This is a genomic window from Mycobacterium dioxanotrophicus, assembly GCF_002157835.1.
In the GTDB taxonomy this organism is placed as follows: Bacteria; Actinomycetota; Actinomycetes; order Mycobacteriales; family Mycobacteriaceae; genus Mycobacterium; species Mycobacterium dioxanotrophicus.
Window position 1 is genome coordinate 3,475,379 of sequence record NZ_CP020809.1, and the last position, 25,238, is coordinate 3,500,616.

The following is a 25,238-nucleotide window of genomic DNA, read 5'->3' on the forward strand; positions in this document are numbered from 1 at the left end:
TTGTTGGAAGCCGGGTGCGGACCGTTGTCGCGCCCCCGCAGTTCCGTCGATGCTGAGCGCGTCACGTACGAGAGAGGTATGGGGGACCGGTATGTACCTGAGCGGCAGCGAGTTTGAGCAGGACCACCGGCTGGGGCGGATCCGGATGTTGGACGAGCAGCGCGTCAACCTCGACGGATTCGCCGAAGCCGATCCGGAACTGGGGATGATCTCGCATCTGTCGCCGCACGACCCGGAACCGTCCTGGGTGGTGGCCGACGACGGAACCGTGCTGGAGATGGATTCGACTCGGGCCACGGACTTCGACACGATCGACGAGTTCATCGTGCGGTACGCCATCGATCATGCCGAGGCGCCACGGTCGATGGCGATCGCCGAGGTCGATCTGGCGCGCATGATCGTAGATTCCAGCGTCTCCCGCGACCAGGTCTTGAGGGTCTGCGCCGGGCTGACTCCGGCGAAGATGGCCCGTGTGGTCGCGATGCTGCAACCGGTCGAAATTCAGATGGCGATGATGAAGATGCGTGCCCGTCGCACCCCGGCCAACCAGGCCCACGTGACAAATCGACTCGACGACCCGTTGCTTATCGCGGCCGATGCCGCGACCGCGGTGGTGTACGGCTTCCGGGAATTGGAGGCGACCGTCCCGGTTCTCGACGATGCCCCGGCCGTTGCCGTGGGCCTGCTGATCGGCTCCCAGGTGCCCGCCCCCGGGGCCTTGACCCAGTGTTCGGTCGAAGAGGCCCGTGAATTGGAAATGGGTGTGCGGGGCCTGGTTTCGTATGCCGAGACGGTGTCGGTGTACGGCACCGAACAGGTTTTCACCGACGGTGACGACACCCCGTGGTCCAAGGCGTTCCTGACCTCGTGCTACGCCTCGCGCGGTATCAAGATGCGGCTGTCCAGCGGCGCCGGGTCCGAGGTTCTGATGGGTGAGGCCGAGCGAAAGTCGATGAACTACCTGGAGTCCCGATGCGTGGCCCTCGCCAAGGGTATCGGAGCCCAGGGAGTCCAGAACGGCGGTATCGACGGCGCGTCGATCACGGCCTCGGTGCCAGGGGGGGTACGCGAGTTGATCGCCGAGAATCTCATGGTCATGCTTCGCGGGCTGGAGTCGTGCAGCGGAAACGACACCCTGGTGTCCGAATCGACGATGCGCCGCACCAGCCGGACGCTTCCGGTGCTGTTGTCCGGGTCGGATTTCATCTTCTCCGGGTTCGGCTCGGTGATGGCCTACGACAACATGTTCGGGCCCTCCAACTTCAACGCGAGCGACCTCGACGACTATCTGGTGTTACAGCGCGACTGGGGTGTCGACGGTGGTTTGAGGTCGGTCGATCCGACCACCTTGGAAGCGATGCGCCGACAGGCCGCCGAGGCCACTCGCGCGGTCTTCGAATACCTAGGGCTCGCCGACTTCGATGACGACCACGTCGAAGCGGTTGTGGGAGCCGAAGGTTCGAAAGACTTACCCGGCACCGACGGGGTGCGCGTGCTCAGCGCGGCCAGGATGATCGAGCAGTCCGGACTCACCGTCCTGGACGTTGTCGCCGCGCTCGCCGAGACGGGATTCCCTGACATCGCCGATCGCGTCCTGGGCATGGCCCGCGCCCGGATCTCCGGTGACTACCTGCAGACCGCCGCGATCTTCGACGAGGACATGAACGTGCTGTCGGTCCTGACCGACCCCAACGACTACCGTGGCCCGGGCACGGGTTATCGGCCGTCGGCCGAACGGCAGGCGCAGATCGACAGTGTGCGGCAGGCACGCTCGGTCACCGATCTGGTGAGGGAGCAGGCAGGTTTCGCCGAACCGGACCGCCTGATCGTCTGCGGCCCGGCGCGGGTGGGCGAGGACCCACGGGAGGTCGTCATCGGGGTGTCACCTGCCTTCGGCACCAAGCTGTTTCGCACCCTTTCGGGCATGACCATCTACGACGCTCTGGAGCAGATCTTCGCTGGTCTCGAGGAAGAGCAGTGCGTGCCGCGGCTGGTGCGGATCGCCGAGAGCATCGACCTCGGCGCGATCGGGAAGTCCGCAGCACGACTGTCCGGGTCCGGGATCTCGGTCGGCCTGCAGGCCAAGGGCACCACGATCATCCATCGCCGCGACCTGTCCCCGTTGGCCAATCTCGAGCTGCTCAGCATCGCTCCGCTGATCACCCCGGAGATGTACCGGCTCATCGGCATCAACGCGGGCAGGCACGCCAAGGGCACGACGCCTGCGCCGATGCGCAACGCCTACACCGAGGAGGCGATCACCGCTCGATACCACACCAGGGTGGTTGCGATGGTCGCCATCGAGCGCCGAGAGTCCGCATGCCGCAACGGAGATGACAGCACCCCGCACATCGAATTGGAGTTCAAGCGATGACTGCCACGTCACACTCGGGCCGCAGCGTCCATGAAGTCACCGTCGAGGCCGCCCGCAGCGGGGGCCTGACGCTCGATGATGTCCGGATCAGCCGGGAGACGCTGCTTGGTCAGGCCGACACCGCCGAACAAGCCGGGTCGGTCCAACTGGCCCAGAACCTTCGGCGGGCAGCCGAGCTGACCGCCCTGAGCGCCGAGGACATGCTCGCCGCCTACGAGGCGCTGCGGCCCGGACGCTCCACGTTCGAGGAGCTGGAGGCGGTGGCACACCGACTCGCCGCGCAGGAGGCACACACCTGCGCGGAGTTCGTGCGTGAAGCGGCCGAGGTGTATCGGCGGCGTGGCTTGTTGCGATGACCGTGTGGGCCGGCATCGACATCGGTAACGCCACCACCGAGGTGGTGCTCTGCACCGGAGTCGACGGATCGCAGGTGCAGGCGAGCGGGCGGACTCCGACCCGCGGTGGCAAGGGGTCGCTGCGGGCTGTGCAGGGCGCAGCACAGCTCGTGCGGCGACTGGCCGACGCCCAGGGACTGGTGGTCGACAGGGCCGCGTTCGCGCCGACCCCACCGGTGTCCTCGGCCGTCGAACGCGTCCGGTTGGCGGTACGTCCCACCGGCCGGCTCACGGTCGTGACCCGTTCGGCGGCCACCACCGCGGGAGACGACGCGGGCGTCGGCGTGCCGGTGCCGGTGGAACGCCTCGGCGAGGCGACATCCGAGTACCCCATCGTGGCGTGCGCGACCAGGCAGTGGGACTACGGCGCGGTGGCCCGCCGGGTCAACGAGGCTGTCGAGGCCGGCCGCAACGTCGTCGCGGTACTGACCGCCAACGACGAGGCGGTGCTCGTGTCGAACCGGTTGCGGGTTGGGGTACCGGTGGTCGACGACGTCGATGTGCGGCACGCACTGTCGGCCGACCTCGTCGCGGTGGAGGTGCGGCAGGGAGCAGGACCGCTGCAGCGGCTGACCGATCCGTTCTGGCTCGCCGACGTGTTCGGCCTGCGCGATGACGAACGTGCCGACGCCTCTGCCGTGGCCGACTCGCTGTTCGACAGCGTGTGTGCGGTGGTCGCGCTGGACGGCGCCACGCGCACCACGATTGCCTGCCCGCAACCCGAACCGACCGGTGGCGATGAGGCCTTGCTCGTCTATCTGGCCGACATCGCCGCGCAAGCCAATTCGCGCCGCGGCTCCGTCGCGGTGGACAGCCTGGTGATGGCCACCCTGGGCGGCGGGGACCAGGCACCCGCGGATGTCGCTGCGCTCGGCGCCGCTCTCGGAGTTCCGGTGACCCGAATTGATGCCGAGGCCGCGGCCGCACGTGCCGGCGCGCTCACCACACCCGGTGTCACCGCAGACGTGGTGGTCGTCGACATCGGAGGCGGAACCGTTGACGTCGTCACCGACGACGCACGCGTCGTTCTTCCCGGCGCTGGGCAACTCCTCACCAGCGCCACGGCAACCGCACTCGAAATATCCAGGAGCGCTGCCGAATACGCCAAACGCGCGGAGGCGCTCACCGCCGTCACTGTCCAGCTCGTCGAGGACGAACACGGCCGACGGCGGTTCCTTGACAAACCCGTCGACGGGAAGTGCACGGGTTGGCTGCTGACCTCGGCCCCCAGCGGCCTGCTGCCCTTCACGTCGCGGATCTCCGGCGCTGAATGGCGCAGCTGGCGGCTGGCGGCCAAGCGGATGGTGATCGGCGGCAACGTGATGCGGGGCATCGACAAGGTGGCTCCTGACGCCGGTGGCGTCCTGCTCGTCGGCGGCGGCGCCGGCGACGATGAGCTTGTTCGGGCGGTCAGCGAACAGCTCGGTCATCGCGTCGCCGTCGGGCGCGGCAATGTGCGCGGACAGCTGGGTCATCGCTTCGCGGTGGCCTACGGGCTGGTCGCGTTGGCGGCTGCCGCGCACTGAGATTCGACCGCGTCTTCCTCTCAGAGGCCCTGCGGAGACGGCCGCAGACTCGCGACGAGGAAGTCGGAGTTCTCCGTGAACGGACGCAGATCCCACGTCGACAACAACAGATCCGGCGTGAAGCCGGCCTGGGCCGCGTCGTCGAAAAACTGACCGAACTCGTAATCGCGGCCGCTCCCAAAACCGATCACCGCTCGGCCGTCGTCGTCCAGGTGTGCACGCAGACGGCTGAGCACGCGCACGCGGGTACTCGGGGCGAGAAACGTCATCACGTTGCCGGCCGACACGATGATGTCGAACGGCTCCGGGATCCCACGAGAAGGCAAGTCGAGCTCGGCGAGATCCCCGACGAGCCAGCGCGGACCGGGGTGATCTTGCTCTGCGGCCGCGATGAGCGCCGGGTCGACATCGACACCGACCACGGTGTGGCCGGCTTCGGCGAGGTATCCGCCCACACGCCCGGGACCACAGCCGGCATCGAGGATGCGGGCACCGCGGGGGACCATCGCGTCGACCAGTCGAGCTTCGCCGACCAGGTCCTCACCGGCCCGCGCCAGGGACCGAAAACGTTCGATGTACCACTGGGAATGGCCGGGATCGGCCTCGACCTTCTGCATCCAGATGCTCTGCTCGACCATGTCCCCATTGTCGCAGCGTGAGACCAGGGCTGTCGGGCGGTGGGCAGGTCCGGCCCGGGCGAGTTCATCGCGTGTGCGATGAGTTCTCGCCGCGAGCGTGGTCGGCAATGGGGTAGATGCGATGCGTGGAGGGAGTGCAGATGCCGATCCAACATGTGTTGGCCGTTGTCCCAGTGTCTGACCTGGCAAGCAGCAACCAGTGGTACGAGGCCATGTTCGGGCGGCCCGCCGACAACAATCCGATGCCGAATCTGGTCGAGTGGCAGGTGGTGCCCGGCGGTTGGGTACAGGTTTTCATCGACGCCGAGCGTGCCGGGTCGACGTTGATCAACTTCGCGGTCGATGATCTTGAGGATCATCTCGAAGAATTGCGACGGCGTGGCCTTCAGCCGGGCGAAATCACCGATGCCGCCAAAGGCGTTCGCTTGTCGACCATAACCGACCCCGACGAGAACACGATCCGGCTGGTCGGGGGCTTCCGGGTGCAGTACTGAACCGTTGGCCACGGTGGTCGCGACGGCGATGTGATTGGCTGGTCACCGTGGCTGGCGACACGCGTGAGGTGTGGGCCGATGTGCATGGCGAGCGGGGTGCACTCGTCGAGGATTTGAGCGGGCTCACGCGACAGCAGTGGGATGTTGCCTCCTTGTGTGCCGGCTGGACGGTTCGCGACGTGGTGGCCCACCTGGCGGCAACGGCGGTTCTGACCAAGCGAAAGTTCGTCGGCGAGTTCATGCGCGCGGGTCTCAGTGCGGAGCGGATCGTGCAACGGCAGGTGATGGCCGGGCGTGACCGCGATCCCTCGGAGCTGTTGGCGGCATTGCGCGCATCGGTGAATTCGACTGCTTCTCCGCCACTTCCCACGATTTCACGCATTGTCGAGATCGTCGTGCACGGCGAGGATATCCGTCGTCCACTCGGGCTGCACCGCAGGTACTCCACCGATCACCTCGGAGCGGCCGTGGCCCACGTGGCGGGCGATCGACTGTCGGGTGGCAGGAAGCGGTTGGCGGGTTTGCGGTTGATCGGGACGGATGTCGGTGTCGTAGTCGGTACCGGGTTGGCGGTCGAAGGGCCTGCGTTGTCGTTACTGCTCGCGGCATGCGGTCGTCGGGTTGCGCTGCCGGAGTTGTCCGGGCCAGGCGTCGACGAACTCAGCAGACGAATCTAGCCGGCCGTACGCGCCAGGCGATCAGCCTTACCGCGCAGGGCGACTGGGTGGTTTGTCGACGGCCACGAACTCCTGTTCTGGCCGACCGGTTGTGCCGTAGCGGAGCTGGATCTTCACCTCGCCCGCATTGGCCAACGTCGACAGATACCGCTGTGCCGTGGCGCGGGATACGCCGATCTCCGAGGAGACCTCGGCTGACGACATCGCCCGCTCCGAGGTGCGAAGTGCTTGGAGCACAAGCTGTTTGGTCGGCGAGGCGACGGCGGTGGGGGATGGCACAGGGGCGATGCGGGGGCGCAGGGCATCCAGCGCCGAGTCGACTTCGCTGCCGCCGAGGTTGGTCCCGGAAAGGATGCGGCGATAGCGCGCATACCCCGACAGTCGGGCGGCGAGGTCCGCCGGTGCGAACGGCTTGACGAGATAGCTCAACGCTCCGGCCGCCATCGCGGCGCGGATCGTCCGGGCATCGGTGGCCGCGCTCAAAACCATGCTGTCGCACTGTAACCCGCGCACAAAGTCGATTCCTGAGCCGTCCGGAAGATAGACGTCCACCAGGGCGAGGTCGACCGGTGCGGCCTTGTGCGCGGCGGCGAGCGTCGTCACTGTCGTCGACACCGAGAACCCCGGCAGGGCGTTGACGATACCCGCGTGCATGTTCGCCACCCGGAAATCGTCGTCGACCACCAGCACCATCAGTTCTGTGCCACCCATTGGGCTTCCTCCTCCACCATCACACCCGGTAGCCGGGCGATGAACTCTGCGCCGCACAACTCCGCGTCGGCGTTACCCGGGCTCGACAGCCGGATGTCGCCGCCCAGCGCACGGCTGATCTGACGGGACAGGGCCATGCCGATGCCGCGCCCACCCGGTATTCCGGACTCCGGCTTGGTCGACTTGCCCTCGGTGAACACGTGCTCGACGAAGTCGGGGCGCACCCCGTCACCGGTGTCGGCCACGGTGATGTGCAATGTCGAACCATCCTGCAGTAGCTCAACTTCCACGACTTTGTCGGCTTTCACGCCGGTGCGGGCTGCGTAGATGGCGTTGTCCAACAGATTGCCGAGGACTGACGTCACATCGACCGGCAGGGCGAGTCGGCCTGGCGCCCAGGTGTTCTCACCGATCGTCAAGGTGACGCCGGCTTCCCGGGCGACGGCCGCTTTCGCCGCGAGGAACGCCTGCAGGAATGCGTCGCGGACGGCGTCGATGCCGGGCAGCGCCGAACCCAGCGGACCGGAGCCGAGCAGTTCCTCGACGTATTGAGCCGCCTCGTCGACATGGCCGCTGTGTAGCAGACCGTTGAGCAGGTGCAGCCGGTTGGCGAACTCGTGTCGCTGGGCCCGCAACACCGTGCTCATCAGTTGTACGGCGTCGAGTTCGCGGGTCAACGATTCGACATCGGTGCGATCCCGCACCACCAGGACGGTGCCCAGCTCGCGGCCGTCTCGCGTGACGGGCCGCGAGGATACGACCACGATCCGGTCCCCGACGGTCGCGATATTCGGTGTCGCGTCGGCCGCGCGAAACACCTCGAGTACCCGTGGGGTGAGTCCGATCTGCTCGACAGGCCTGCCCGCCTCGCGGCCGACCTCCAGCAACCGGGAGGCTTCGTCGTTGATGAACGCAGTCTTCCACGTGGTGTCGACCGCCAGCACGCCCTCGTCGATACCGTGCAGGACTGCGGCCTGAGTGCGGATCAACTCCGCCATCTCCGAGGGCTGCAGACCCATGGTGAGGCCGCGCCAGCGCCGGGCGAGAAGATATGAGCCCAGGACACCGATGAACAGTGCCAGGCCGACCAGGGCTGCCGCGGTCCGCACATCGGTCCACAACTGATGGTGCACGGCAGACGTCGAAATGCCGATGCTGACCTCACCGACGACCCGGGTCGAATCAGGTGCCAGTACAGGCACTTTCGCCCGAACCGACGGGCCAAGGGTGCCCGATTCACGCGTCACCACCTCGTGGCCCGCCAACACCTCGGCCGGGTCGGTACTGACATGCTTGCCGAGTTCGTCGCGGTTGGGATGCGAGAGCCGGATCCCTTGATTGTTGGTGATCACCACGAACAACACGCCGGTGCGTTGTTGGATTTCGGTGGCCAACTGCTGCAGTGGACCTTTCGCCAATTCGTCGGTGAGCGCCGGGCTCGGGGTCAGCGGGGCAGCGTCGTAGCGCGCGACGTCGGCACGGACCGCGGGGGCGAACGCGATCGCGCGGGCCATGTCCAACGACCGGTCCTCGTACTGGGCAGCGAGACGCTCGTGACTCATGAAGGCCAGCAGACCGCCCGCGATGCCCAGCGTGAGCGTCACTACGGCGACTTGCAGCAGCAGCACCTGGGTGGCAAGGCGCACATCCATGTGCAGCCTTCTGACCATGGGCTGAGCGTACGCGCCGCTCTGAGCACAATGAGCAAAACCCGCAATCCGGTCACGTGTCAGCAGATCGGTCATATCGGGTTGATGTCGTCGATACTCTTGCCCGTGGTGCGCGGTCCGATCGGGGCGATCACCGCGATCGTGGCGGCGAGCGCCAGCAGCACGACAGCGAACATCGCCGTCGCCCCGTAGTGGTCGAGCACCGGGACGAGGATGAACGGAAGCGCCGCACTGGACAGCCGCGACACCGAGTACGTCCATCCGACGGCCGTTGCGCGCACATCGCTGGGGAAGATCTCCGCCTGGTACACGTGGTAGATGTTCGAGAAGACGTTGCTCGACGCGGTGATCAGCAAGCCGAACACGACGATGAGCGCCGGCACGGTCGCGGTGGCGAACAGGACACCACAGACCGCCATCACGACGACCGTCGCCATGATCAGGTACTTGCGCTCGAACCGCTTCAGCAGCGGAATGGAAATGAGCGAACCGAGCGGGTAGCCGATGAAGGACACCGCGGTGAACAGCAGCGACGAGGTGACGTCGTAGCCACGGCTGACCAGCACCAGCACCGCCAGCGTGCCGAACCCGTAATAGCCGAAGGGCTGGAAGAGGTGAAACACACCGAGCATGATCAGCCGCTGCCGGTAGGGCGACCGCCGCAGTCGTTCGAGCGCCGACCCGGTCGATGCGGGTGGCACCGTGACGACGCCATCGGTGGCATCGCGGTCGGCCGGGTGTTCGGGAGCCGGATCGGCCCCGGCTGCGAACGCCCGCAGCGCGGCCTGTGCTTCATCCATGCGACCCACACCGGCCAGCCATCTCGGTGACTCCGGCAGGCTGCGGCGCAGCACGATGATGAACGCCGCGCCGATCGCGCCGATCACCAACAGGACTCGCCAACCGTCGACGCCGAACAGGCTGCGGCCCGCGAGCCACAGGGACAGGAAGCCCAGCGCCGGTACCGCGAGGAAGGAGCAGGTGTATGCCCACGCGGCCAGCCGCCCCCGGTGAGCTTTGGGTAGTACGTCGGCGAGATACGAGTCGGCGATGGGATATTCGGCTCCCACGCCGATGCCGGCCATGAAACGTGCCGCCACGAGCAGCCAGGCGTTCGGCGCGAACGCGGCGATGACGCTCCACAGCGAGAACCACACCAGGGTGATCAGGAAGGCTCGCCGGCGCCCGATGCGATCAGCGATCCGGCCGAAGGCGCTTGCCCCGACGAACATTCCGAGGAACGACGACGCGAGTAGCAATTGCAGCGCGGTGCCGCCGAGTCCGTAGTGCGTCTTCAACGTCGCGGCGATCGTGCTGGACAGGAAGATCTCGTACACCTCGAAGAAGAGGCCGAGCCCGATGGCGATGACCGCTCTGCGGTGGACGGGGCCGACGGGAAGGTTGTCGAGGAGACGCCCGATCTGCCGCTGTTGGCTGTCCCGGTCGGGGTGTGCTGTAGGTGTCATCGTGGTCATTTCGTGGGTCCGAATTCGTGCATCCAGCGGCCGTCATGGCCGTGACGATGAGTGAACCAGTAGCCGGCCGACCACGGGGTGTGGTTCGGAGGGTGCGTCGTCATCTGTCGCTCCTTGCGGTCAGGGCCTTGGTCGGCTGTGCTCACGACGCTAGGGAGCTGCCCGCGCGATGGCCCGCTTGTGCGCACAAGCCGCACAAGTACTCGTTTTGTCACTTTTGCGCATTGTGCTCACGTATCCGCAGTCTGCTCGAATTGCCGATGGCACAGCGATATTCGTGAGACCGCGCACTGCCAGCAATGCGCAAAAGGTCGAAATCGGCCAGTTGCGCGAGTTGCGCGCACAAGCGAGCCGCCAGGCGCAGCGCCGCCGTAGGTTCTGGCGCAGCGGAATGCCGGGATCTTACCGGCGTCGACACGTACCGAGGAGTCCATCATGTCGGTTGCACCCGAGCCACTGGTGCCCAACGTGTTCCGGCATGCGGCAGCACACGATGACGGCCGCGTCGAGCGGGCGATGACGACGCAGGACGGCGTGCGACTTGCAATATCGGATTACCCGTCAGACCGCGCCGACGCGCCGACAATCGTCCTGCTGCATGGTCTCCTGCTCTCGCAAGAGAGCTGGGCACTGCAGGTGGGTGAACTGCGACGCCGTTACGGTGGCAGGATCCGCGTCATCACCTACGACCACCGTGGTCACGGTAGGTCAGGCGGTGCCCCGATGCCCACCTACGAAATCTCCCAGCTCGCCGCCGATCTCGCACAGGTCCTGGCCGCGTTGCACATCACCGGTCCGCTCACGCTGGCGGGCCACTCCATGGGTGGCATGACGGCGCTCGCATACCTCGGTCGCGTGGCGTCGAAACGTCCCGTCGAGCCTGCAGGCCTGGTCCTGGTGGGCACCGCGGCAGGCCGCATCGCCGAGCGGGGGATCGGTCGGCTGCTGGCAACGCCTGCTACCGGCGCGCTGTTCGGGCTGGTTCACCGCATGCCGCAAAAGGCAACAGACAGAGCCGTCCAGGCGCTCATTCGCCCGCTGGGTGACGCGTTGAGCAGATTCTCAGGTGACGGCACCGCGGCCGCGGCGGTCGCGGCCGCCGTGACGGCTGCAGCTGTGCGGGCAGCCTCGCTGACGACAGCCGCCGGTTTTCTGCCGAGCCTCAAGCGCTACGACGTGTATCACGCTCTGGCGTCCATCGCTGCCAAGACGTTCGTCGTCAGCGGCGGCGCCGACGTCCTAACGCCACCTTCGCATTCGCGCGAGATTGCCGCGGCCATTCCCGGAGCGGTTCATCTGCACCATCCGAATGCCGGGCACATGCTGCTGCAGGATGCCGCCGAATGTGTCACCGATGCGATCGGGCGTGCCATGGGAATGCGTCGGGGTTCCCGTCGTCGCGCGCGTGCGCACACGTCCGGAAACCGCTCATCTGCAGCACAACTCGCCGTCGTGGTGTCGTGAGCGATGCGCTGAACGACAGCGCGCCCGCTACGCCCGTTGCTGCGCCAACCCGGCGAGATGCTTGAGCGAGTTGTCCAGGTGCTGCCGGTCGAACGGCGGGAACCCGATGTGTTCACGGATGGCCGGTGGCACCGCCGACCAGTCATAGGTCAGAGTGACCTCTGTCTGGCCATCGCCGATCTGCTCCAGGTCGTACCGCCAGATCCAGCCACCGAAGTCGAGGTGGTCGTCGTCGGCGCCTTGGCCCGGCAGCCACGCAATCGCATGGGGCGGGTCGAACACCTCGACGCGGTTGGCCATCTCGTAATGCATACCTCCGTAATTGGAGTGGTACATCGCCATTCGGAAGACCTGACCCACTGCGGTCAGTTGTTTTCCGTCCAGCGACTCCCGCACCCAACCGGTGCCGTCGATCGCCTGATGGGTGGTCGGGTCCGCCAGCACGCCGAACACGGTCTCGGCCGGCGCGTCGATGGTGCAGACGGCGCTCAAGGTTTCGTCAGTCATGCCCGTACAGACCGGCGGCGGCACAGAAACTCATCGAGCCTTCGCCCGCCCCAAGATGTCGAAGAAGATCAGTCCGGTGGAGATGCCGTGACGTGCAGGTGGTCGATGCTGGCGTAGCACGTGAAGTAGTCCGCGTGCTCCACGATGCCGAATGTGAAGCAGTCCCATTGCAGCGTCCCGGGCGTCGCCGACAACGCATGGTTGCGAACGTCCTCGGCGGTCATGTAGCCGAACTCGGCTGGGGCAAAAGCGATTACCGTGGGGTCGTCGATTGTCCTACGCACGAAGACGCCGTCGTCGCCGCCATGTCGCACACTCCGGGAATGTCCCAGGCCCCCAGTGCGACCATGTCTGCGCTCCTTGTGGTTTCGGTGTTGCCGTTGCGATACGACCGAAATTAGAGCCGTGGTGAGAGGTGTCGCACGCTTGTGTGCACTGGTCGACGAAGTAGGTGATTGACCCGTTTCTGCGCATTGTGCTCACCGCCGCCGGCGCAGCTGGAGCAGAGAGCAGAATGCGGAAAAGCGCCCTGATTGCGTGTTTGTGCCGGTTGTGCACACAACGGCGCGCGGGTCATGGCCGGCTTCGTAATGTCCGGCCACAACGCTCACTCACACAGGAGGATGGACATGAACTTCGTCAAGAGCCTGGGCCGCCACGCGGTTGTCCCCGCCGCCGTCGCTGTCGTCATCGGCGGTGCGATGGGCTTGTCGGCAGCAGCTCATGCCGGTGGTGCCCCGATGAACCCACCGGTGCCAACGTGCGCGGTGTCCGCTCAGTGACCGCGAGAGGGTTTTGGCCTGCGCCGCCACTGGGTATGCACTCAGGTGCCTAAGGCGCAGGGTCCGCTGTTCGAGCAGCGAGGCAGTCGCCAGGTGGGGTCGTGACCATTGCCTTTCATGTCGCGGACCTTGACGCGTCAGGTGGGAATGCAGTCAAGGAAAGGGACAGAACAGTGACCATCAAGCGAATAGCCGCCGCTGTTGCCGTCGCAGGCAGCATGGGCGCAGGCATTCTCGGGGTGGGCGGTGTTGCGAGCGTGCCGCCGACCCTCATGGGCAGTGGGGTCGCGAACGCGGAGCCTAACGTACCTCCGGCCATCCCGCCGCCATGGGCTCCGGTACAGCCCAATCCTCCGTGGTGGGCACCAGGTGCATCTGTGGTGTGGAGCCCGGCGATAGATCGTTGGGGCTTCTGGTGGTTCGGTAACTTCATGCCGATGTAGCCGGCGTTGACGAGACGGTCGTCCCAGCGTTGAACGTTGGGGCGCCCGGCTCGCCCCTGCGCGAGAGAAGTCGGAGTGCATCGCGGGTCAAAAAGCGTTGCAGGGCAACCATATCGCCATCAACTTGGGCCCGGTCGGTCGGCCGGGCGGCGCCGCCACAGTAGTAGCAGCATCCGACGGCCACTTGCCGCCAGAACATCTGAACGATGCCAACGTGCCACACGAGATCGGCGACCTGTCATACCGCGGTCATGGTATCGCCGGTCAGGCCTTATCTTGGCTGCATGCCAGCCATGACCAGCTTCATCGCCGACAGGGCCGTAGCCCGATCCGAGGTCCAGCGATGGGAAGCCGGCCGCGCCAAAGTGGTCCTCAAGAAGTTCGTCTCCCGGCTGGGGACGCGAGCGATCGCTGAAATCGCGCCTGACCTCGACATCGATACCGTGCTCAGCGCCGACCTCGACACGCAGCGGGCAGCGTTGGTCACCCTCAAGACCGGACTCGGGCACGCCGGCATGTATGCCATGTTGCGCCGGGACCTGGCCACCTCAGAACGGATCTCCCGGGTCGCCGTCGCCGCCAGCCGAGGACGTGTTGCCCGCAGTGTGATCCGAGTGGTGGCTCCGGGATGCTCGGCCACCGCGTTCGCCGACTGGTTCAACAACCTCGTCGTCGTCAACGACGAGGTGAACATGATCGCCGCGATGCCAGATCACTATCTGCTGCGCGGACTGCCCGACGGACGCCAGGAGGTCGTCGAAACCACCGGCGGCTCACCGACTCCGACGCGATTCGTGGTGGACTACACCAAGACCGACACGCTCGCGACGCCCGCTGATCCGGAATACCCCATCCAGATCGCGGGCCAGGCGCTCCTCGACGACGGTGTCGTCATCGGCGGTGTCCGCCACCAGCTGCGTGACCGCGACGGCGCGCTGGAAGCCCTTCTCACCGTGGAGTTTCCGGGTCTCACCCCAGCGCCGTTGGTCGCCGCCCACCGCTGGCACCTCGCGGTCGAATTCGGGAACTGGATCGTCGCCGCGCAATCCCACACGGACCACTGACACCCCGTGCCGGGCCGGCTTCACCGCCTTGGACCGGCCAAGGCGGTGAAGGTCGCACGGCTGTCAGTAATCCCAGACGGCTGGTACGCACCGGAAGACGTCGCCGGCCGCGGCGACCCGGCAGACGGAGGGGAACGGTAGGTGAGTGGCCACCAGCGATTCGCCGGTTGCCGCCAGCTCACTGAGCAGGCGGACTCGGACCCGGGCCGCTTCATCGGGGTCATGTTCGAATCCGTTGTGCCACTCGGGATTGTCGAATCCAGGCGCAAACACGGCGTCGCCGGCGAATGTGAGCTTGTCACTGCCGGAGGCCAGTCGGACCACGCTGTGTCCGGGGGTGTGACCACCGGTGCGGGTCACCAGCACGCCCGGCGCCACCTCGTATTCCGTCTCGAATGTCCACAACTGGCTGCGGTACTCGTCCAGGAACTGCGAAGCGACCCTGCGCAGCACGTCCGGTATCGGCTGCGGCATGGTGGTGCGCGAGAAGTCCGGCGCGTCCCAGAACTCGGCCTCCGCCGTCGAGGCATGGACCCGCAGGTCGGGCCGCAGCCGCTCCTTCAACCCCTGGGTGAGCAATCCGCCGACGTGGTCCATGTGCATATGGGTGAGTACCACGTCGGTCACCGATGCGAGATCGACCCCGGCCGCCTCCAGTCGCTGGACCGTCTGCCCGGCCCGCGGGAAGTCCGGGAACTCCAGCCCCAGCCCCGCGTCGACGAGGATGGTCCGGTCGCCGCTGCGCACCACCACCACGTTGAGCGGCCAGTCGACCACCTCCGGTGGCAGGAAATTGTCGTCCAGCCAGTGCGCCAGCTCGGTCGCCTCGACATTGGTGGCCAACGTCGAGGCGGTTATCGGCAGCACTCCGTCGCTGATCACCAGCACCTCGATGGCACCCACCTGCACCGCGTAGCGAGAGGGGACGAGCTCGTCGGGTCCCTGCGCGCCCAGGTGCGAAATGTTGTCCAAACTCATGCGATTCTCCTTCTGACGCTCTACCGAGAACTGGAATTGACCTGTCGTCGCGTAGAACGCCCTCCGGCGCTATGAGTTATCCATGGCGTGTCTTGCGGTTAGACATCCCCCGGCATGCCGGGGGGACTGAGCGAGCCGTCGACATTGGGCACGCTCGCCGGCGCCGGTATTCCGCCGAATGCGGCATTGTCGCCCGGGATTCCGTCGTCTGCGGGTGTCTCGAAGGCTCCTCCGGCGCACATCGGATGCTGCCATCCGAAGACGTCGCACCCGGGATCGTTCTTGACGGAGAACGGACCGTGGGGCACTGCTCCGCCGGACAGGCTTGATGCGGTGGGCGACGCGTTCGCGGGAGCGATCGCCGCGATGACGGCCGCTGCGGCGATGCCTGTCGCAAAGACCATTCTGCGCGCGCCAGACGGCGTCAACCATCTCATCTGCTGCTCCTCGGGTCCAGAAAGTCCCTGTGGTGTTTGCGGTTGGAGGATGTGTCCACCGCCATGCTCGCACCTCGGCGCGGGAAACGTGTCGAAACGACGGTCTTTGTCGGCGACAAACCTACTCCCATTTAGTTTTTGACGCAGGGGTCAAAGGCGTTCCGTCGTGTGGGCCCAACCCGCGTTCGGAATCGAACTGCGGCATACTGATTGAGACGGCGGACCGCGCAACGGTTTGGTCTGCATTGTCGCGGCGGGTGCGGCGCACATCCGCGCAGCGCGAACGCCCCCTGACTCGCGGTCGCCGGACCGTTGTCTTCCCAGAGAGCTCTCGGGACCGCCGCCCACCATTCGGCTCGGCCGACCCCAGCCTTATAGAAGGAGTGAAAGATTATGATTGCCAACCGAATTACCGTCGGTGATGAGCGAACGATCATCGAGAACATGCTCGACCGTAACCGCGAAGCGCTCATCGAGACCGTACGCGGCCTGTCCGACGTGGATGCCCGCAGACGGCTCGTCACATCGCTGACCACACCGATATCGTTGATCAAGCATGCCGCTGCCGCGGAAAGGATTTGGTTCCAACGGTTCTGGGCAGGACTCGACGAATCCGAGTGCGAGGGATACTCACGCCGTGATGAAGGCACGTTCGTTGTCGCCGACGGCGAGTCGCTGAGCGACGTCATCGCGGAATTCGAGAGCGCGAGCCGGCGTTCGCGCGAGATCGCGTCGCGCTTCGACCTCGACGATGTCAAGCACAATCCCCGTGAGGGTACGGTCAGCATGCGATGGACACTGCTCGCCATGATCGAAGAATTCGCCAGGCACGCAGGTCATGGCGACATCCTGCGCGAACAGATCGTGTCAGTCCGCTAGTTCGCGCTGCACGTCGGCTGTCGTCGTAATTTCGATGAGCGGGCTGAACAGCGCCATGGCGTCCAGCGCTCGCTGGTGATCGGTATCGGTGACGCCGGCGCACGCGTCGGCGACGACCTTGACCTGCATGCCGGCATCGGCTGCGGCCAGAGCAGTAGCCAGCACGCAGCAGTCAGTGGACACTCCGGTCAACACCACGCCGTGGCCGTCTGGAATGGCCGCTGCCAAATCCGGACCCCACTTGCCGAAGGTCGTCATGGTGACGACCGGGCAGGACGAGGTGGCGAAGTCACCGGAGAGGCGATACAGCGGGTCGTGCTCGGGCAGCACGGCGAAGGGAAAACGCCGGTAGTAGCCGGCCCACGCGCCGACAGGTTCGTCTGGTGAAACGAAGCGGGTGAGTACCACCCGGTCTCCGAAGAGGGGTATCAGCTGGCCGATTCGGCGCGCTGCCTCGTCGTAGCGGGGAACGAACCATCCGCTGTCCGGCCGTCGAAAGACTTCCTGCATATCGATGGCAACCAACGCGTACCCGTCAACCATGTTGTTTGCTCACTTACGTTGCGTTGTTCCCGCACAGCCGGAACGGCGATCGGAATCAGCGGAACGCTACCATGCTAGGAATGTCCGTCGGGTGAGAATTTGCGTATCGAGCGGATGATGCGAGGGTGCCCCGCGTCGCCGCGTGCACAGCCGCAGGATATGCACGGTGTTCGCAATAGCTGGTGTGCCGCCGGACTTCTGATGGACCGTCGCGGGTTTAGATGACGCATTCTCGCGACGGTCGACACCGGCACGCCGTCCGGTTCCGGGGTCATCCTGCTTGTCTACCCGAGCTTTCTGGTATGCAAGAAGCGCTGCGGCCGTCAGCTGGCGGTGGACAAACCTCGTCGAGGTGGCGAGGGCAGGTCGGAGATATGAGTAGCGCTCTACGCTAGTCGCCGGCGCCCGGCAGGCCTGATCCTAGGTGGTGCGCAGGCGGTGATGGTCCGCCGGCGAAGACCCGAGATGACCAGCCAGAGAGGGTGATTGGCATGACCGTGACAAGAATCGATTGGCATTGGATGGATGGGTGGCCACCGGGTTACAACACCGTCCAGGTGAACTTGCCGCCGGCGACGTTAGGGGCGCAAACGGCCCTGCAAGGCCAAGTAGGTGGGGGAGCCAACTACACCGGCATCATGCACTACCGGCGACGGCTCAAGGATGGATCCGACAAGGACATCGACTTCGGCGCCTGGCCGAATTGGCCTCCGGTCATCTTCGACCACGTCAGTTCCATCACCTTCGCCACGGCAACCGGCGAAGATCAAGAGGCCTACCTTGTCGCACGCATGGATTACTGGGGATAGGTGTGCCATGACATTCTCGTCCACCGGTTCGCAGAACGTGAAATCGGTCAGTTGCTGCCTGCTGTTCGATCCGCGGGGCGGCGAAATACATCACGTCCATCGCGTTGTGACGATGGAAGGAGCACCCGACACCTCGCAGGCCGAACTCGAAGCCGAGACGCTCAGGGTTGCAAAGAACTTGGGGCTCGACACCAAGAGACTGCAGGTTCTGCACGTAGAGGCGAACGAATTCGCCGAGCGTGCGCGCTATTCAGTTGACCCTGTGAAGCGGACGCTGAAAAGAGAGGCGCTGCCATCGAGGACGGGCGTGCGGGGCGCGACGAGTTAGTACACGCCGCGAATGCCAGTTCGTCGCTAGAGCCGGCCGGCGGCGAACTGGGCGGCCTGGTCGACCATGCCGTTGGCGATGTAGGAGTTGTGCGCGCCGGTAGGCGGCCCGGGTGGCGCCCCATCGCAGACACTGTCACCGCTGGCGCACAGATCGATGGTCTTGGGCACGTACAGCGGACCAATCGTGATCAGCGGTGCGCCGGCGTCGCTGAGGAACTGGTTCGAGGGTTTACCGAACAACGTCACGGCAGCGACGTGATCGGCGATCTCGGGCGGCATCGGCGGCGGTACGAAAGCTGCGGGGACGCCTGCCGGGATATCGGCCGACGTGGTGAATGCCGCCACGGCAGCCCCCTGGGAAAATCCGCCGAGCACCATCTTGGTCGCGGGGCAGGTCGCAGCGACGGTCTGAATGTGGTTGGTAGCGTCCCGGATCCCGTCGATGACGGTGAGCGCGAACTGGAAGCCGTCGTTGAAATCGGCACTGGCCTGATAGTTGATCGGGTAGACATTGACCGATTTGGCCCCGGTCTTGGCGCGAAGAGCATCGACGAATGCCTGTCCGATACCGCCGACGCCCGCAGGCTCACCTGTGCCACGGGCAAACACCACTTCCGCGTCCGGACACGGATCGGCGCTGGCAACGGGTACCGGAGCACTTGCCAGTGCCAGCACCGCGAAGGCGATCGTGAGGATGCCCGCGAACCTGCGCGGCCCCTTTCGAGGTGGCGCCACGGGGGCTTCAGTGCAATCGATGGTGTACATGGAGAACCTTTGCGTCGCGTAGGAATGCCGATTGCCTGAATCGATGTTACGTAACGGCGTCGCCGACGCACAGCGCATATCCGGGGCTGAACGCCACGACGACTGGATCTGCCGCAGGCTCCGACGCGGTGGCGTGCGCCCACGACCGAGCTGCGCTATTGGCGTCGATACAGGCGCCCGTGGCTGCGGAACCAGGCGATGGTCCCGTCGGCGCCTCGTACAAAGTCGGATCGGGTGCCGGTGGGTTTGTTGTCGGCTCCCAAGTCGAGTCCGTGGTCGGGTCGATAGAAGGCAATACCCAGGCGGTGGCTGGCCTGCGAATTCGGATTGCTTCCGGTGATGTCATCGGCGGTCATCGTGCCGTCGAGTTGACCGCTTCCTACCTCGAACTCGATCACTGTCTGCCCTGGATCGCCGGATTCGGCGACGTGCTGAGCGATGTAGCGCCCTCGGAAGGGTTCCAGGTCGGTGGCGCTGAGTTCCTGGGCCGTGGCAGGCAGGTTGCTGATCCCCGCAAACCGGCGCAGCGCCCAGTCGTCGCCGAAAAGATCGTTGATCAGCTGCGCTCCGCCCTCGGAGTTGGTCAGCACGGTCATGGCGAAGTCGCGCTCGGGCACCATGAAGAAACCCGAATGCTGGCCGTTCCAGGTGCCGCCGTGCTGAACGATCGTCACATTTTCCGCTGACGGCCGCAGCATCCAGGTGATGCCCATGCCCGTGAGATCGACCTGTAGCGTGCCGCCGGCACCCGCGCTGGACCGCATTGCCGCAAGTGCTCGCGGACTCAGCAGCTGGGTGCCGTTGGGTGCCGTCCCGTCGCCGAGATGAAACTTCGCGTACCGCAACTGGTCTCGTGCGCTGGACATCAGGCCGCCGGTTGGGTGGCAGCTGCGTGGGAACGTCCAAAAGCTGGTGTCGACAACCGGTTTGCCGTCGACAACGTTGTGCGACGCGGCCACGTTCAAGCCGATGATCTCGTCGGAGAAGTAGTGAGAGTGACCCATCTGCAGCGGCTCGAGCAGCAGTTTCTGCACCACCGACTCGTAACTTGAGTCTGTGACCACCTCGATGATCCGGCCGGCCGTCACCAAACCTGCGTTGTTGTAGGCGAACACGGTTCCCGGCGGGGTCAGCTGCGGTAGGCGTGTCATCGCGGCGACGTAGCGGGCCACCGCGTCGTCGCCGCGCCCGAACCCCTCGATGTCGTCACCCAGAAAGCCCGACGTGTGGTTGAGCAGTTGGCGCACGGTCACCGCGGCGCTGGCAGCCGGATCGGCCACGGCGAAGTCGGGGAGGTAACGGCGCACGGGCGCATCCAGATCCACGTAGCCCTGCTCGACCAACCGCATCACCGTGGTGCCCGTGAACGTCTTTGTGGTCGAGCCGATCCGGAAGACGGTGTCACCGTCGACGGGCAGCGGATGGTCGACGTTGGTGACACCGAAGCCTTTGACATGTTCTTGACCGCCGGCCCACACGGCAACTGCGACACCCGGTATCGCGTAGGCCGTCATGCCCGTGCTGATTTTGGTGTCGAGCTCGTCGAACGCCGCAGGCAGAGCCGTCTCGGTACATACGCTCATCATGTTGCCCAACGCTTCTCGTGCGCTGCTCCAAGTCGGTGCCGCCGTCTTGAGGGTACCTATTCGCTCGGCCGATACGCAGGGCGTTACGCATATCGGTCAGGGGGTCGGCGATCGGTGCCACCCGGTCGCCGACCCCCCCTTTTCACGTCATGCCGCAGGCCGGCCGACGGGCGGTCCGAGATGCCGGGCGAAGAACCGAGTGTCGATCCGGCCATCTGTCGGTACCTGGCCGTGCCCGCCCGGGAAAGCGTGCAGCACCTTGTCGGTCGAGGCGAAGGCCTCGAACAACTCGAGACCGAACGCGCGTGGAATTTCCTTGTCGTCCAAGGGAAGCAGATACTCGATCGGGATGGTTATCTGTTTCGCCGCCGCTAGCAGGGCGTCATGCGCGGACAGCCAGCCGAAGCACGCAGCGGTGATCCGAGGCTCGACCGCCGCGAGTGGTATCCCGATCGCGCCGGCCAGAGACATGCCCGAGTAGCCGACCGGAACATGTGCGCCGATCTCGGGCAGGGCCATCACGGCGTCGATGGTTGCCTGCCATTCTGGGACGGCACGCTCGGCCACCGAGGCGCTGTAGGCGGCAAGGATACGGCCGAACGAGGGACTGCCTTCGGCCCGCGCCCGGCGGAACTCGGCGATCCAGCGTTCATCCTGTGCGTTTCGCGGCCGGTCACCATGGCCGGGCGCGTCGATGGATACGACATGAAAGCCGTCAATGGTCACCGAGGAATGGGCCCGGGCCACGTGTCCCGGCGCCTTCTTGTCCAGTCCGCCCGGGTGAGCGGCCAAGATCAGCGGAGCGCCGGTGGGGCCGGATTCTGGTGACCAGAGGACGCCGGTGATGTCGTCCAGCGTGAAGGTGCGTTCGATGACACCGTTGGACGATGTCTGAGAAGTGAAGTGCATAGCGGTTGCCTTTCGGGATTGCCGTTCGGGCGCTCCCGGCGACACCTACCTCAATCGCCCAACCGTGAACACGAGTGGGAGCACCCACAGGGTTACTGCGTTCATGGGTCTCACCTCCTCGCGTACTGCCACGGTCTTCGGCACGCTATCAACGCGCACGCGGCACGTCCAATCATTTTCCGTCGACCTGGCAGCCCAAAAACGGCGGCTACGAGCTTGTTTGAGTCTCGCGAGGTTTCGGTCGGCTATCGGTGGGCAGCCGGGTGTGGCCCGGCATTGGCGATCATTTCGGCCGTGCCGAACCGGTCGAGCGCCTTCGCCGGCGATTCGTTCAGATCCGTCATATGTGCTCCTTGTGATGTTCAGTGGTGTGGGGTAGCGACAACGTCAGGATGGCGGTCAGGGCGGTGACGCCGGCGGCGATCAGCAGGCTCATGTGGACGCCGCGGACGAAAGTTTCCGCATTGGTGAGCAGACCGCCGAACACCGCCACCCCAAGTGCTCCGCCGACCTGCCTGCTGGTGTTGAACACCCCGGATGCGACACCGGCCTGATCGTGCGGGACAGTGTCGAGCAGCACCGCGGTAGCGGGCGGGGAGACGGTCGGCCCGCCGAGCCCGACCAGCACCATCAGTGCCGACAGCAGCCACAGAGGGGCGGTCGCGGGTAACAGGCCCACCGCGGCGAGGCCGGCTGTCATCAGGCCCAAGCCGGTCGCGATCACCGTGCGGCGGCCGAAGCGCTCCGAGATGCGGGCGGAGAACGGTGTGAGCACGAGACCGACGAGCATCATCGGCAGGAAGACGACGCCGGTGTGGACGGCATCCAGGCCCCGGTGCTGCTGCAGGAACAGACTGACCACGAACGGCAAGCCGAAGTAACCCACCATGAACGCGAAACCTGTTGCGGTGACCACGGTGACAGTGCGGGAGCGGAACAGGTCCAACGGCAGCATCGGATGGGCCACCACGTGTTGAGAACGGATGAAAGCGATCAGCGACACGGCCGCGACGACGAACGCGACGACCACCGCCGGGTCGGTGAACCCGCGGGAGCCGGCTTCGATGGCGCCGTAGGTCAACCCGCCCATGGCCAACACGCCGGTGAGCTGCCCGACCGGATCGAACGGGGCACGCAGGGTCGCGGAGTCCTCTGAGCGGGCCAGCAGCAGTAGGGCGATCACACCGACCGGGACGTTGATGAAGAAGATCAGTCGCCAGTCGATCACGCTGAGCACCCCGCCCAGGACCGGACCGGAGGACGACGCGACGGCACCGCCCATCGCCCAGATGCCTACGGCACGCGCCCGCTCCGGCGGCTCGTGGTAGGTCTGCCGGATCAGCGCCATGGACGCCGGCATCATCGCTGCCGCTGCCGCTCCCTGCAGGAACCGCGCCCCGACCAGCAGGCCGAGTGCCGGCGCAACGCCGCACGCCACCGAAGCAAGCACGAACAGCACCATGCCGCCGGCGAAAGCGCGCTTGGCGCCGAGCCGGTCCGACAGCGAACCGGCCGTCAGCAGCAGGGCCGCGAACATCAGCGTGTAGCCGTCGACCACCCACTGCAGTCCCGCCACACCGCCGCCGAGATCGTCGCGGATGGTCGGCAAGGCCACGTTCACCACCACCGCGTCTTGGGTGATGGTGAAGAAGCCCAGCAGCGCCGCGGTCAATGTGCAGGTCGCATGCCGAGGTCGGTCGACGGCGTCGACACCGTCAGTGGATACCTGGGTCATCACCTGAACCAGGGAACTCCGGCTCAGCGGTGAGCGGCAGGTCGAGTCAGAGGGGGTACAGGCGCAACCCCCCACGGCCCGGGCTGCTGGTCGTACCGTCGGATGTGTGAACACCAGCGGCACCCCGCAGCGCGCCGACATCCGTGACTTCCTGGCCACCCGCCGTGCCCGGATCACCCCGGAACAAGTCGGGCTCCCGGTCGGCGGGACCCAGCGCCGCGTTCCCGGCCTACGCCGCGAGGAAGTCGCCGTGCTCGCCGGGGTGAGCACCGATTGGTACACCCGCCTGGAAAAGGGCCACATCCGTGGCGTATCCGACGACGTGCTCGCCGCCGTCGCCCGCGCGCTGCTGCTCGACGACGCCGAGACAGCCCACCTGTTCCATCTCGCGCGCGCCGCCAAACCCACGCGCACCCCGCGCCGTCGCACGCCCGCCAAGCTTCCCGAGAGCCTGCAACAGCTCCTCGAGGCGATGACCGGGGCAGCGGCGTTCATCCGCAACGGCCGCCTCGACATCATCGCCAGCAACGCGCTGGGGCGGGCGCTGTACGCACCGGTGCTCGACCAACCCGCATGGAAAGCCAACATCGCCCGGTTCAACTTCCTCGACGAGCGGGCCGCCGACTTCTTCCCGGACTACCCGGGTTCGATGGACACCACTGTCGCGCTGTTACGCACCGAGGCGGGCCGCGACCCGTACAACAAGGACCTCACCGACCTCGTCGGCGAACTCGCTACCCGCAGCGAGGGTTTCCGCAGCCGCTGGGGTGCCCACGACGTGCGCAACCACACCACGGGGCTCAAACACTTCAACCACCCCGTCGTCGGCCCGATCGACCTCGCCTACGACTCGCTCGACGTCCGCTCCACCGGGGACGAGCCACTGGTCCTCACCGCGTACACCGCTGCTACCGGCAGCGCGGCCGACGAGAAGCTGCGGATGCTCGCCAGCTGGGCGGCATCCGATGCACCGGATCGGTCCACTGCACGGACACCCGGCGCGAACCCCAGTGGTCCGATACCCGCGGGACCAGAACAGACCGACGAGCGGTTCGACGCCTGATTGCCTTGGGCTGCAGCGCTTCTCGTTAGCTCCCCGCCGAGTTGTCCCATGCGTTCCATGACTATGCCGAGATTCGCCATCTGAGGAGCGCTTGTCTGCGAACATGGCATAGGCGCAACGAAGGGCTGGGCACATGACAGGGACCGGGCACACAGCCGAACCGCACGAGCGGTCGGGCGCGGCGAGCCGCCGTGGCGTTCTCATCGGCGCCGGAGCGGTCGCCGCCGGGATGGTCGTCACCGCCTGCGGCGGTAAGGAATCCTCGCCGTCGGGCGGCCAGCCCGCGAGCAGTGAGCCGAGCCCGACGGCCGCCGCGGCACCCGTATCGGTGAAGGCGGCCGACGTGCCCGTGGGTGGGGGCGTCGTGCTCAAAGAGCCCAAGATCGTCGTCACCCAACCGCAGCCCGGCCAGTTCAAGGCCTTCACGGCGGTCTGCACACACAAGCAGTGCCTGGTGTCGAAAGTCGCCGATGGCACCATCGACTGCCCATGCCATGGCAGCCGATTCAGCGATATCGACGGCTCGGTCGTCAAGGGGCCGGCCGAGCAGCCGCTGGCACCGAAGACGGTCACCACGACCGGAGACACACTCACCATCAGCTGACCCGATCCGGGCCGAACGCGTTTGGTATGAGCGACCAGCTGGCCGGCATCCGCTGCCTGGCAATGGTCGCGCTGACCGCGGATGTTCCAGAACAGCTCAATTCTGGCAACGCCACGCTCGCCGAGCACGTCGTCCGCGGCCTGATCAGCTGGATGAACTGGCACAACGCGGCGTCGACATTTGGAACCGAAGACTTTGCAGGTGAAACGGTTCTGGAGAAAATGCCGGTGGCAACCCAACTTATTTGCTCTTTTCGCATTCTTGCGCAGCACCGTCCAAGCGGTGGGCAGTTATAGCCAACCGAGATAGGTGTAATGCCAACGGTTTTGGCGCAATACGGCGCGCAGCTTCTCGCGAATTAACGCGCGTAAAAGGGCAAC

The 25,238-nt window shown here is 65.9% G+C and carries 26 protein-coding genes and 1 pseudogene; 14 read left to right on the plus strand and 13 right to left on the minus strand.

The genetic code is table 11. The features are described 5' to 3' along the window. Positions 1 to 91 precede the first annotated feature (91 nt). From BTO20_RS16815 to BTO20_RS16825, 3 genes are read left to right on the plus strand one after another with little or no spacing between them, the layout of a single operon-like run. On the plus strand, positions 92 to 2,374 hold the full coding sequence (locus tag BTO20_RS16815) for a propanediol/glycerol family dehydratase large subunit (RefSeq protein ID WP_087077489.1): 2,283 nt from the start codon (positions 92 to 94) through the stop codon (positions 2,372 to 2,374). Further along, complete coding sequence (locus BTO20_RS16820; protein ID WP_087077490.1) at positions 2,371 to 2,730, plus strand: diol dehydratase small subunit; 360 nt, start codon at positions 2,371 to 2,373, stop codon at positions 2,728 to 2,730. Before BTO20_RS16815 ends, BTO20_RS16820 begins: the two co-directional genes overlap by 4 nt. Continuing rightward, the gene (locus tag BTO20_RS16825) at positions 2,727 to 4,295 is read left to right on the plus strand and encodes a diol dehydratase reactivase ATPase-like domain-containing protein (RefSeq protein ID WP_087077491.1); all 1,569 of its coding nucleotides are present in this window, start codon (positions 2,727 to 2,729) and stop codon (positions 4,293 to 4,295) included. The genes BTO20_RS16820 and BTO20_RS16825 overlap by 4 nt, the downstream gene beginning before the upstream one ends. Positions 4,296 to 4,315: 20 nt before the next feature. Here the strand turns inward: BTO20_RS16825 and BTO20_RS16830 are convergent, their stop codons facing one another. Then, the gene (locus BTO20_RS16830) at positions 4,316 to 4,933 is read right to left on the minus strand and encodes a class I SAM-dependent methyltransferase (RefSeq protein WP_087077492.1); all 618 of its coding nucleotides are present in this window, start codon (positions 4,931 to 4,933) and stop codon (positions 4,316 to 4,318) included. Positions 4,934 to 5,073: 140 nt separating this feature from the next. On the opposite strand from BTO20_RS16830, the gene BTO20_RS16835 reads away from it, so the two are divergent. Continuing rightward, on the plus strand, positions 5,074 to 5,427 hold the full coding sequence (locus BTO20_RS16835; RefSeq protein ID WP_087082216.1) for a VOC family protein: 354 nt from the start codon (positions 5,074 to 5,076) through the stop codon (positions 5,425 to 5,427). A gap of 47 nt (positions 5,428 to 5,474) precedes the next feature. Next, the gene (locus BTO20_RS16840) at positions 5,475 to 6,104 is read left to right on the plus strand and encodes a maleylpyruvate isomerase family mycothiol-dependent enzyme (protein WP_087077493.1); all 630 of its coding nucleotides are present in this window, start codon (positions 5,475 to 5,477) and stop codon (positions 6,102 to 6,104) included. A 27-nt stretch (positions 6,105 to 6,131) separates the two neighbouring features. Here BTO20_RS16840 and BTO20_RS16845 read toward each other — a convergent pair whose 3' ends face one another. The 3 genes from BTO20_RS16845 to BTO20_RS16855 all read right to left on the minus strand — a co-directional run bounded on the left by BTO20_RS16845 (position 6,132) and on the right by BTO20_RS16855 (position 9,960). Beyond that, the gene (locus BTO20_RS16845; protein ID WP_087077494.1) at positions 6,132 to 6,815 is read right to left on the minus strand and encodes a response regulator; all 684 of its coding nucleotides are present in this window, start codon (positions 6,813 to 6,815) and stop codon (positions 6,132 to 6,134) included. After that, positions 6,797 to 8,485 carry an ATP-binding protein gene (locus tag BTO20_RS16850; protein WP_087082217.1) on the minus strand — a complete coding sequence of 563 codons (1,689 nt, stop codon included), beginning with the start codon at positions 8,483 to 8,485 and terminating at the stop codon, positions 6,797 to 6,799. Before BTO20_RS16850 ends, BTO20_RS16845 begins: the two co-directional genes overlap by 19 nt. A gap of 71 nt (positions 8,486 to 8,556) precedes the next feature. Then, entirely contained in the window at positions 8,557 to 9,960 is a 1,404-nt protein-coding gene (locus BTO20_RS16855) for an MFS transporter (protein WP_198344417.1), read from the minus strand. A gap of 435 nt (positions 9,961 to 10,395) precedes the next feature. On the opposite strand from BTO20_RS16855, the gene BTO20_RS16860 reads away from it, so the two are divergent. Continuing rightward, entirely contained in the window at positions 10,396 to 11,424 is a 1,029-nt protein-coding gene (locus tag BTO20_RS16860; RefSeq protein ID WP_087077495.1) for an alpha/beta fold hydrolase, read from the plus strand. A gap of 27 nt (positions 11,425 to 11,451) precedes the next feature. Here the strand turns inward: BTO20_RS16860 and BTO20_RS16865 are convergent, their stop codons facing one another. Next, positions 11,452 to 11,931 (minus strand): SRPBCC family protein, encoded by a 480-nt coding sequence (locus tag BTO20_RS16865; RefSeq protein ID WP_087077496.1) that lies wholly within the window; start codon positions 11,929 to 11,931, stop codon positions 11,452 to 11,454. Positions 11,932 to 11,999: 68 nt separating this feature from the next. Further along, positions 12,000 to 12,215, minus strand: coding sequence for a hypothetical protein (locus tag BTO20_RS16870; protein ID WP_232491163.1), 216 nt, complete (start codon positions 12,213 to 12,215; stop codon positions 12,000 to 12,002). A 345-nt stretch (positions 12,216 to 12,560) separates the two neighbouring features. Between BTO20_RS16870 and BTO20_RS39370 the strand changes: the two genes are divergently transcribed. Beyond that, positions 12,561 to 12,713, plus strand: coding sequence for a hypothetical protein (locus BTO20_RS39370; RefSeq protein ID WP_157680233.1), 153 nt, complete (start codon positions 12,561 to 12,563; stop codon positions 12,711 to 12,713). A gap of 727 nt (positions 12,714 to 13,440) precedes the next feature. After that, positions 13,441 to 14,220, plus strand: a complete 780-nt coding sequence (locus BTO20_RS16875; RefSeq protein ID WP_087077497.1) for a hypothetical protein — start codon at positions 13,441 to 13,443, stop codon at positions 14,218 to 14,220. Between the two features lie 63 nt (positions 14,221 to 14,283). Here the strand turns inward: BTO20_RS16875 and BTO20_RS16880 are convergent, their stop codons facing one another. Together BTO20_RS16880 and BTO20_RS16885 are read right to left on the minus strand one after the other, a co-directional pair. Next, on the minus strand, positions 14,284 to 15,198 hold the full coding sequence (locus tag BTO20_RS16880) for an MBL fold metallo-hydrolase (protein WP_087077498.1): 915 nt from the start codon (positions 15,196 to 15,198) through the stop codon (positions 14,284 to 14,286). Positions 15,199 to 15,296: 98 nt separating this feature from the next. Next, positions 15,297 to 15,635 (minus strand): hypothetical protein, encoded by a 339-nt coding sequence (locus BTO20_RS16885; RefSeq protein ID WP_157680234.1) that lies wholly within the window; start codon positions 15,633 to 15,635, stop codon positions 15,297 to 15,299. Positions 15,636 to 16,028: 393 nt separating this feature from the next. On the opposite strand from BTO20_RS16885, the gene BTO20_RS16890 reads away from it, so the two are divergent. Continuing rightward, complete coding sequence (locus tag BTO20_RS16890) at positions 16,029 to 16,514, plus strand: DinB family protein (protein ID WP_087077500.1); 486 nt, start codon at positions 16,029 to 16,031, stop codon at positions 16,512 to 16,514. Here the strand turns inward: BTO20_RS16890 and BTO20_RS16895 are convergent. Beyond that, positions 16,503 to 17,057 (minus strand): cysteine hydrolase family protein, encoded by a 555-nt coding sequence (locus BTO20_RS16895; protein ID WP_087077501.1) that lies wholly within the window; start codon positions 17,055 to 17,057, stop codon positions 16,503 to 16,505. The genes BTO20_RS16890 and BTO20_RS16895 overlap by 12 nt on opposite strands. Before the next feature lie 491 nt (positions 17,058 to 17,548). On the opposite strand from BTO20_RS16895, the gene BTO20_RS16900 reads away from it, so the two are divergent. Both BTO20_RS16900 and BTO20_RS16905 read left to right on the plus strand, forming a co-directional pair. Next, the gene (locus BTO20_RS16900) at positions 17,549 to 17,866 is read left to right on the plus strand and encodes a hypothetical protein (protein WP_062828269.1); all 318 of its coding nucleotides are present in this window, start codon (positions 17,549 to 17,551) and stop codon (positions 17,864 to 17,866) included. Between the two features lie 7 nt (positions 17,867 to 17,873). Continuing rightward, positions 17,874 to 18,194 carry a hypothetical protein gene (locus BTO20_RS16905; RefSeq protein ID WP_087077502.1) on the plus strand — a complete coding sequence of 107 codons (321 nt, stop codon included), beginning with the start codon at positions 17,874 to 17,876 and terminating at the stop codon, positions 18,192 to 18,194. A 26-nt stretch (positions 18,195 to 18,220) separates the two neighbouring features. Here BTO20_RS16905 and BTO20_RS16910 read toward each other — a convergent pair whose 3' ends face one another. The 4 genes and pseudogenes from BTO20_RS16910 to BTO20_RS16925 all read right to left on the minus strand — a co-directional run bounded on the left by BTO20_RS16910 (position 18,221) and on the right by BTO20_RS16925 (position 23,191). Next, positions 18,221 to 18,961, minus strand: coding sequence for a cutinase family protein (locus tag BTO20_RS16910; protein ID WP_087077503.1), 741 nt, complete (start codon positions 18,959 to 18,961; stop codon positions 18,221 to 18,223). 155 nt (positions 18,962 to 19,116) lie between these two features. Next, a pseudogene (locus tag BTO20_RS16915) lies at positions 19,117 to 20,514 on the minus strand (serine hydrolase domain-containing protein); the annotation flags it as partial. Positions 20,515 to 20,694: 180 nt separating this feature from the next. After that, positions 20,695 to 21,456, minus strand: a complete 762-nt coding sequence (locus tag BTO20_RS16920) for an alpha/beta hydrolase family protein (RefSeq protein WP_087077505.1) — start codon at positions 21,454 to 21,456, stop codon at positions 20,695 to 20,697. 340 nt (positions 21,457 to 21,796) lie between these two features. After that, positions 21,797 to 23,191, minus strand: coding sequence for an MFS transporter (locus tag BTO20_RS16925; RefSeq protein ID WP_087077506.1), 1,395 nt, complete (start codon positions 23,189 to 23,191; stop codon positions 21,797 to 21,799). A gap of 106 nt (positions 23,192 to 23,297) precedes the next feature. Here BTO20_RS16925 and BTO20_RS16930 point away from each other — a divergent pair, with 106 nt between their 5' ends. The 3 genes from BTO20_RS16930 (at position 23,298) to BTO20_RS16940 (ending at position 25,154) form a co-directional block, all read left to right on the plus strand. Next, on the plus strand, positions 23,298 to 24,254 hold the full coding sequence (locus BTO20_RS16930; protein ID WP_087077507.1) for a helix-turn-helix transcriptional regulator: 957 nt from the start codon (positions 23,298 to 23,300) through the stop codon (positions 24,252 to 24,254). A gap of 133 nt (positions 24,255 to 24,387) precedes the next feature. Further along, on the plus strand, positions 24,388 to 24,858 hold the full coding sequence (locus tag BTO20_RS16935) for a QcrA and Rieske domain-containing protein (protein ID WP_232491164.1): 471 nt from the start codon (positions 24,388 to 24,390) through the stop codon (positions 24,856 to 24,858). Between the two features lie 26 nt (positions 24,859 to 24,884). After that, positions 24,885 to 25,154 (plus strand): hypothetical protein, encoded by a 270-nt coding sequence (locus tag BTO20_RS16940; RefSeq protein WP_087077508.1) that lies wholly within the window; start codon positions 24,885 to 24,887, stop codon positions 25,152 to 25,154. The last annotated feature ends 84 nt before the right edge of the window (positions 25,155 to 25,238 follow it).

Coding starts and splice junctions, on each gene's coding strand:
- BTO20_RS16815 (WP_087077489.1), top strand. CDS start 92: ATGTACCTGAGCGGCAGCGAGTTTGAGCAGGACCACCGGCTGGGGCGG.
- BTO20_RS16820 (WP_087077490.1), top strand. CDS start 2,371: ATGACTGCCACGTCACACTCGGGCCGCAGCGTCCATGAAGTCACCGTC.
- BTO20_RS16825 (WP_087077491.1), top strand. CDS start 2,727: ATGACCGTGTGGGCCGGCATCGACATCGGTAACGCCACCACCGAGGTG.
- BTO20_RS16830 (WP_087077492.1), bottom strand. CDS start 4,933: ATGGTCGAGCAGAGCATCTGGATGCAGAAGGTCGAGGCCGATCCCGGC.
- BTO20_RS16835 (WP_087082216.1), top strand. CDS start 5,074: ATGCCGATCCAACATGTGTTGGCCGTTGTCCCAGTGTCTGACCTGGCA.
- BTO20_RS16845 (WP_087077494.1), bottom strand. CDS start 6,815: ATGGGTGGCACAGAACTGATGGTGCTGGTGGTCGACGACGATTTCCGG.
- BTO20_RS16850 (WP_087082217.1), bottom strand. CDS start 8,485: ATGGTCAGAAGGCTGCACATGGATGTGCGCCTTGCCACCCAGGTGCTG.
- BTO20_RS16855 (WP_198344417.1), bottom strand. CDS start 9,960: ATGACCACGATGACACCTACAGCACACCCCGACCGGGACAGCCAACAG.
- BTO20_RS16860 (WP_087077495.1), top strand. CDS start 10,396: ATGTCGGTTGCACCCGAGCCACTGGTGCCCAACGTGTTCCGGCATGCG.
- BTO20_RS16865 (WP_087077496.1), bottom strand. CDS start 11,931: ATGACTGACGAAACCTTGAGCGCCGTCTGCACCATCGACGCGCCGGCC.
- BTO20_RS39370 (WP_157680233.1), top strand. CDS start 12,561: ATGAACTTCGTCAAGAGCCTGGGCCGCCACGCGGTTGTCCCCGCCGCC.
- BTO20_RS16875 (WP_087077497.1), top strand. CDS start 13,441: ATGCCAGCCATGACCAGCTTCATCGCCGACAGGGCCGTAGCCCGATCC.
- BTO20_RS16880 (WP_087077498.1), bottom strand. CDS start 15,198: ATGAGTTTGGACAACATTTCGCACCTGGGCGCGCAGGGACCCGACGAG.
- BTO20_RS16885 (WP_157680234.1), bottom strand. CDS start 15,635: ATGAGATGGTTGACGCCGTCTGGCGCGCGCAGAATGGTCTTTGCGACA.
- BTO20_RS16890 (WP_087077500.1), top strand. CDS start 16,029: ATGATTGCCAACCGAATTACCGTCGGTGATGAGCGAACGATCATCGAG.
- BTO20_RS16895 (WP_087077501.1), bottom strand. CDS start 17,057: ATGGTTGACGGGTACGCGTTGGTTGCCATCGATATGCAGGAAGTCTTT.
- BTO20_RS16900 (WP_062828269.1), top strand. CDS start 17,549: ATGACCGTGACAAGAATCGATTGGCATTGGATGGATGGGTGGCCACCG.
- BTO20_RS16905 (WP_087077502.1), top strand. CDS start 17,874: ATGACATTCTCGTCCACCGGTTCGCAGAACGTGAAATCGGTCAGTTGC.
- BTO20_RS16910 (WP_087077503.1), bottom strand. CDS start 18,961: ATGTACACCATCGATTGCACTGAAGCCCCCGTGGCGCCACCTCGAAAG.
- BTO20_RS16920 (WP_087077505.1), bottom strand. CDS start 21,456: ATGCACTTCACTTCTCAGACATCGTCCAACGGTGTCATCGAACGCACC.
- BTO20_RS16925 (WP_087077506.1), bottom strand. CDS start 23,191: ATGACCCAGGTATCCACTGACGGTGTCGACGCCGTCGACCGACCTCGG.
- BTO20_RS16935 (WP_232491164.1), top strand. CDS start 24,388: ATGACAGGGACCGGGCACACAGCCGAACCGCACGAGCGGTCGGGCGCG.
- BTO20_RS16940 (WP_087077508.1), top strand. CDS start 24,885: ATGAGCGACCAGCTGGCCGGCATCCGCTGCCTGGCAATGGTCGCGCTG.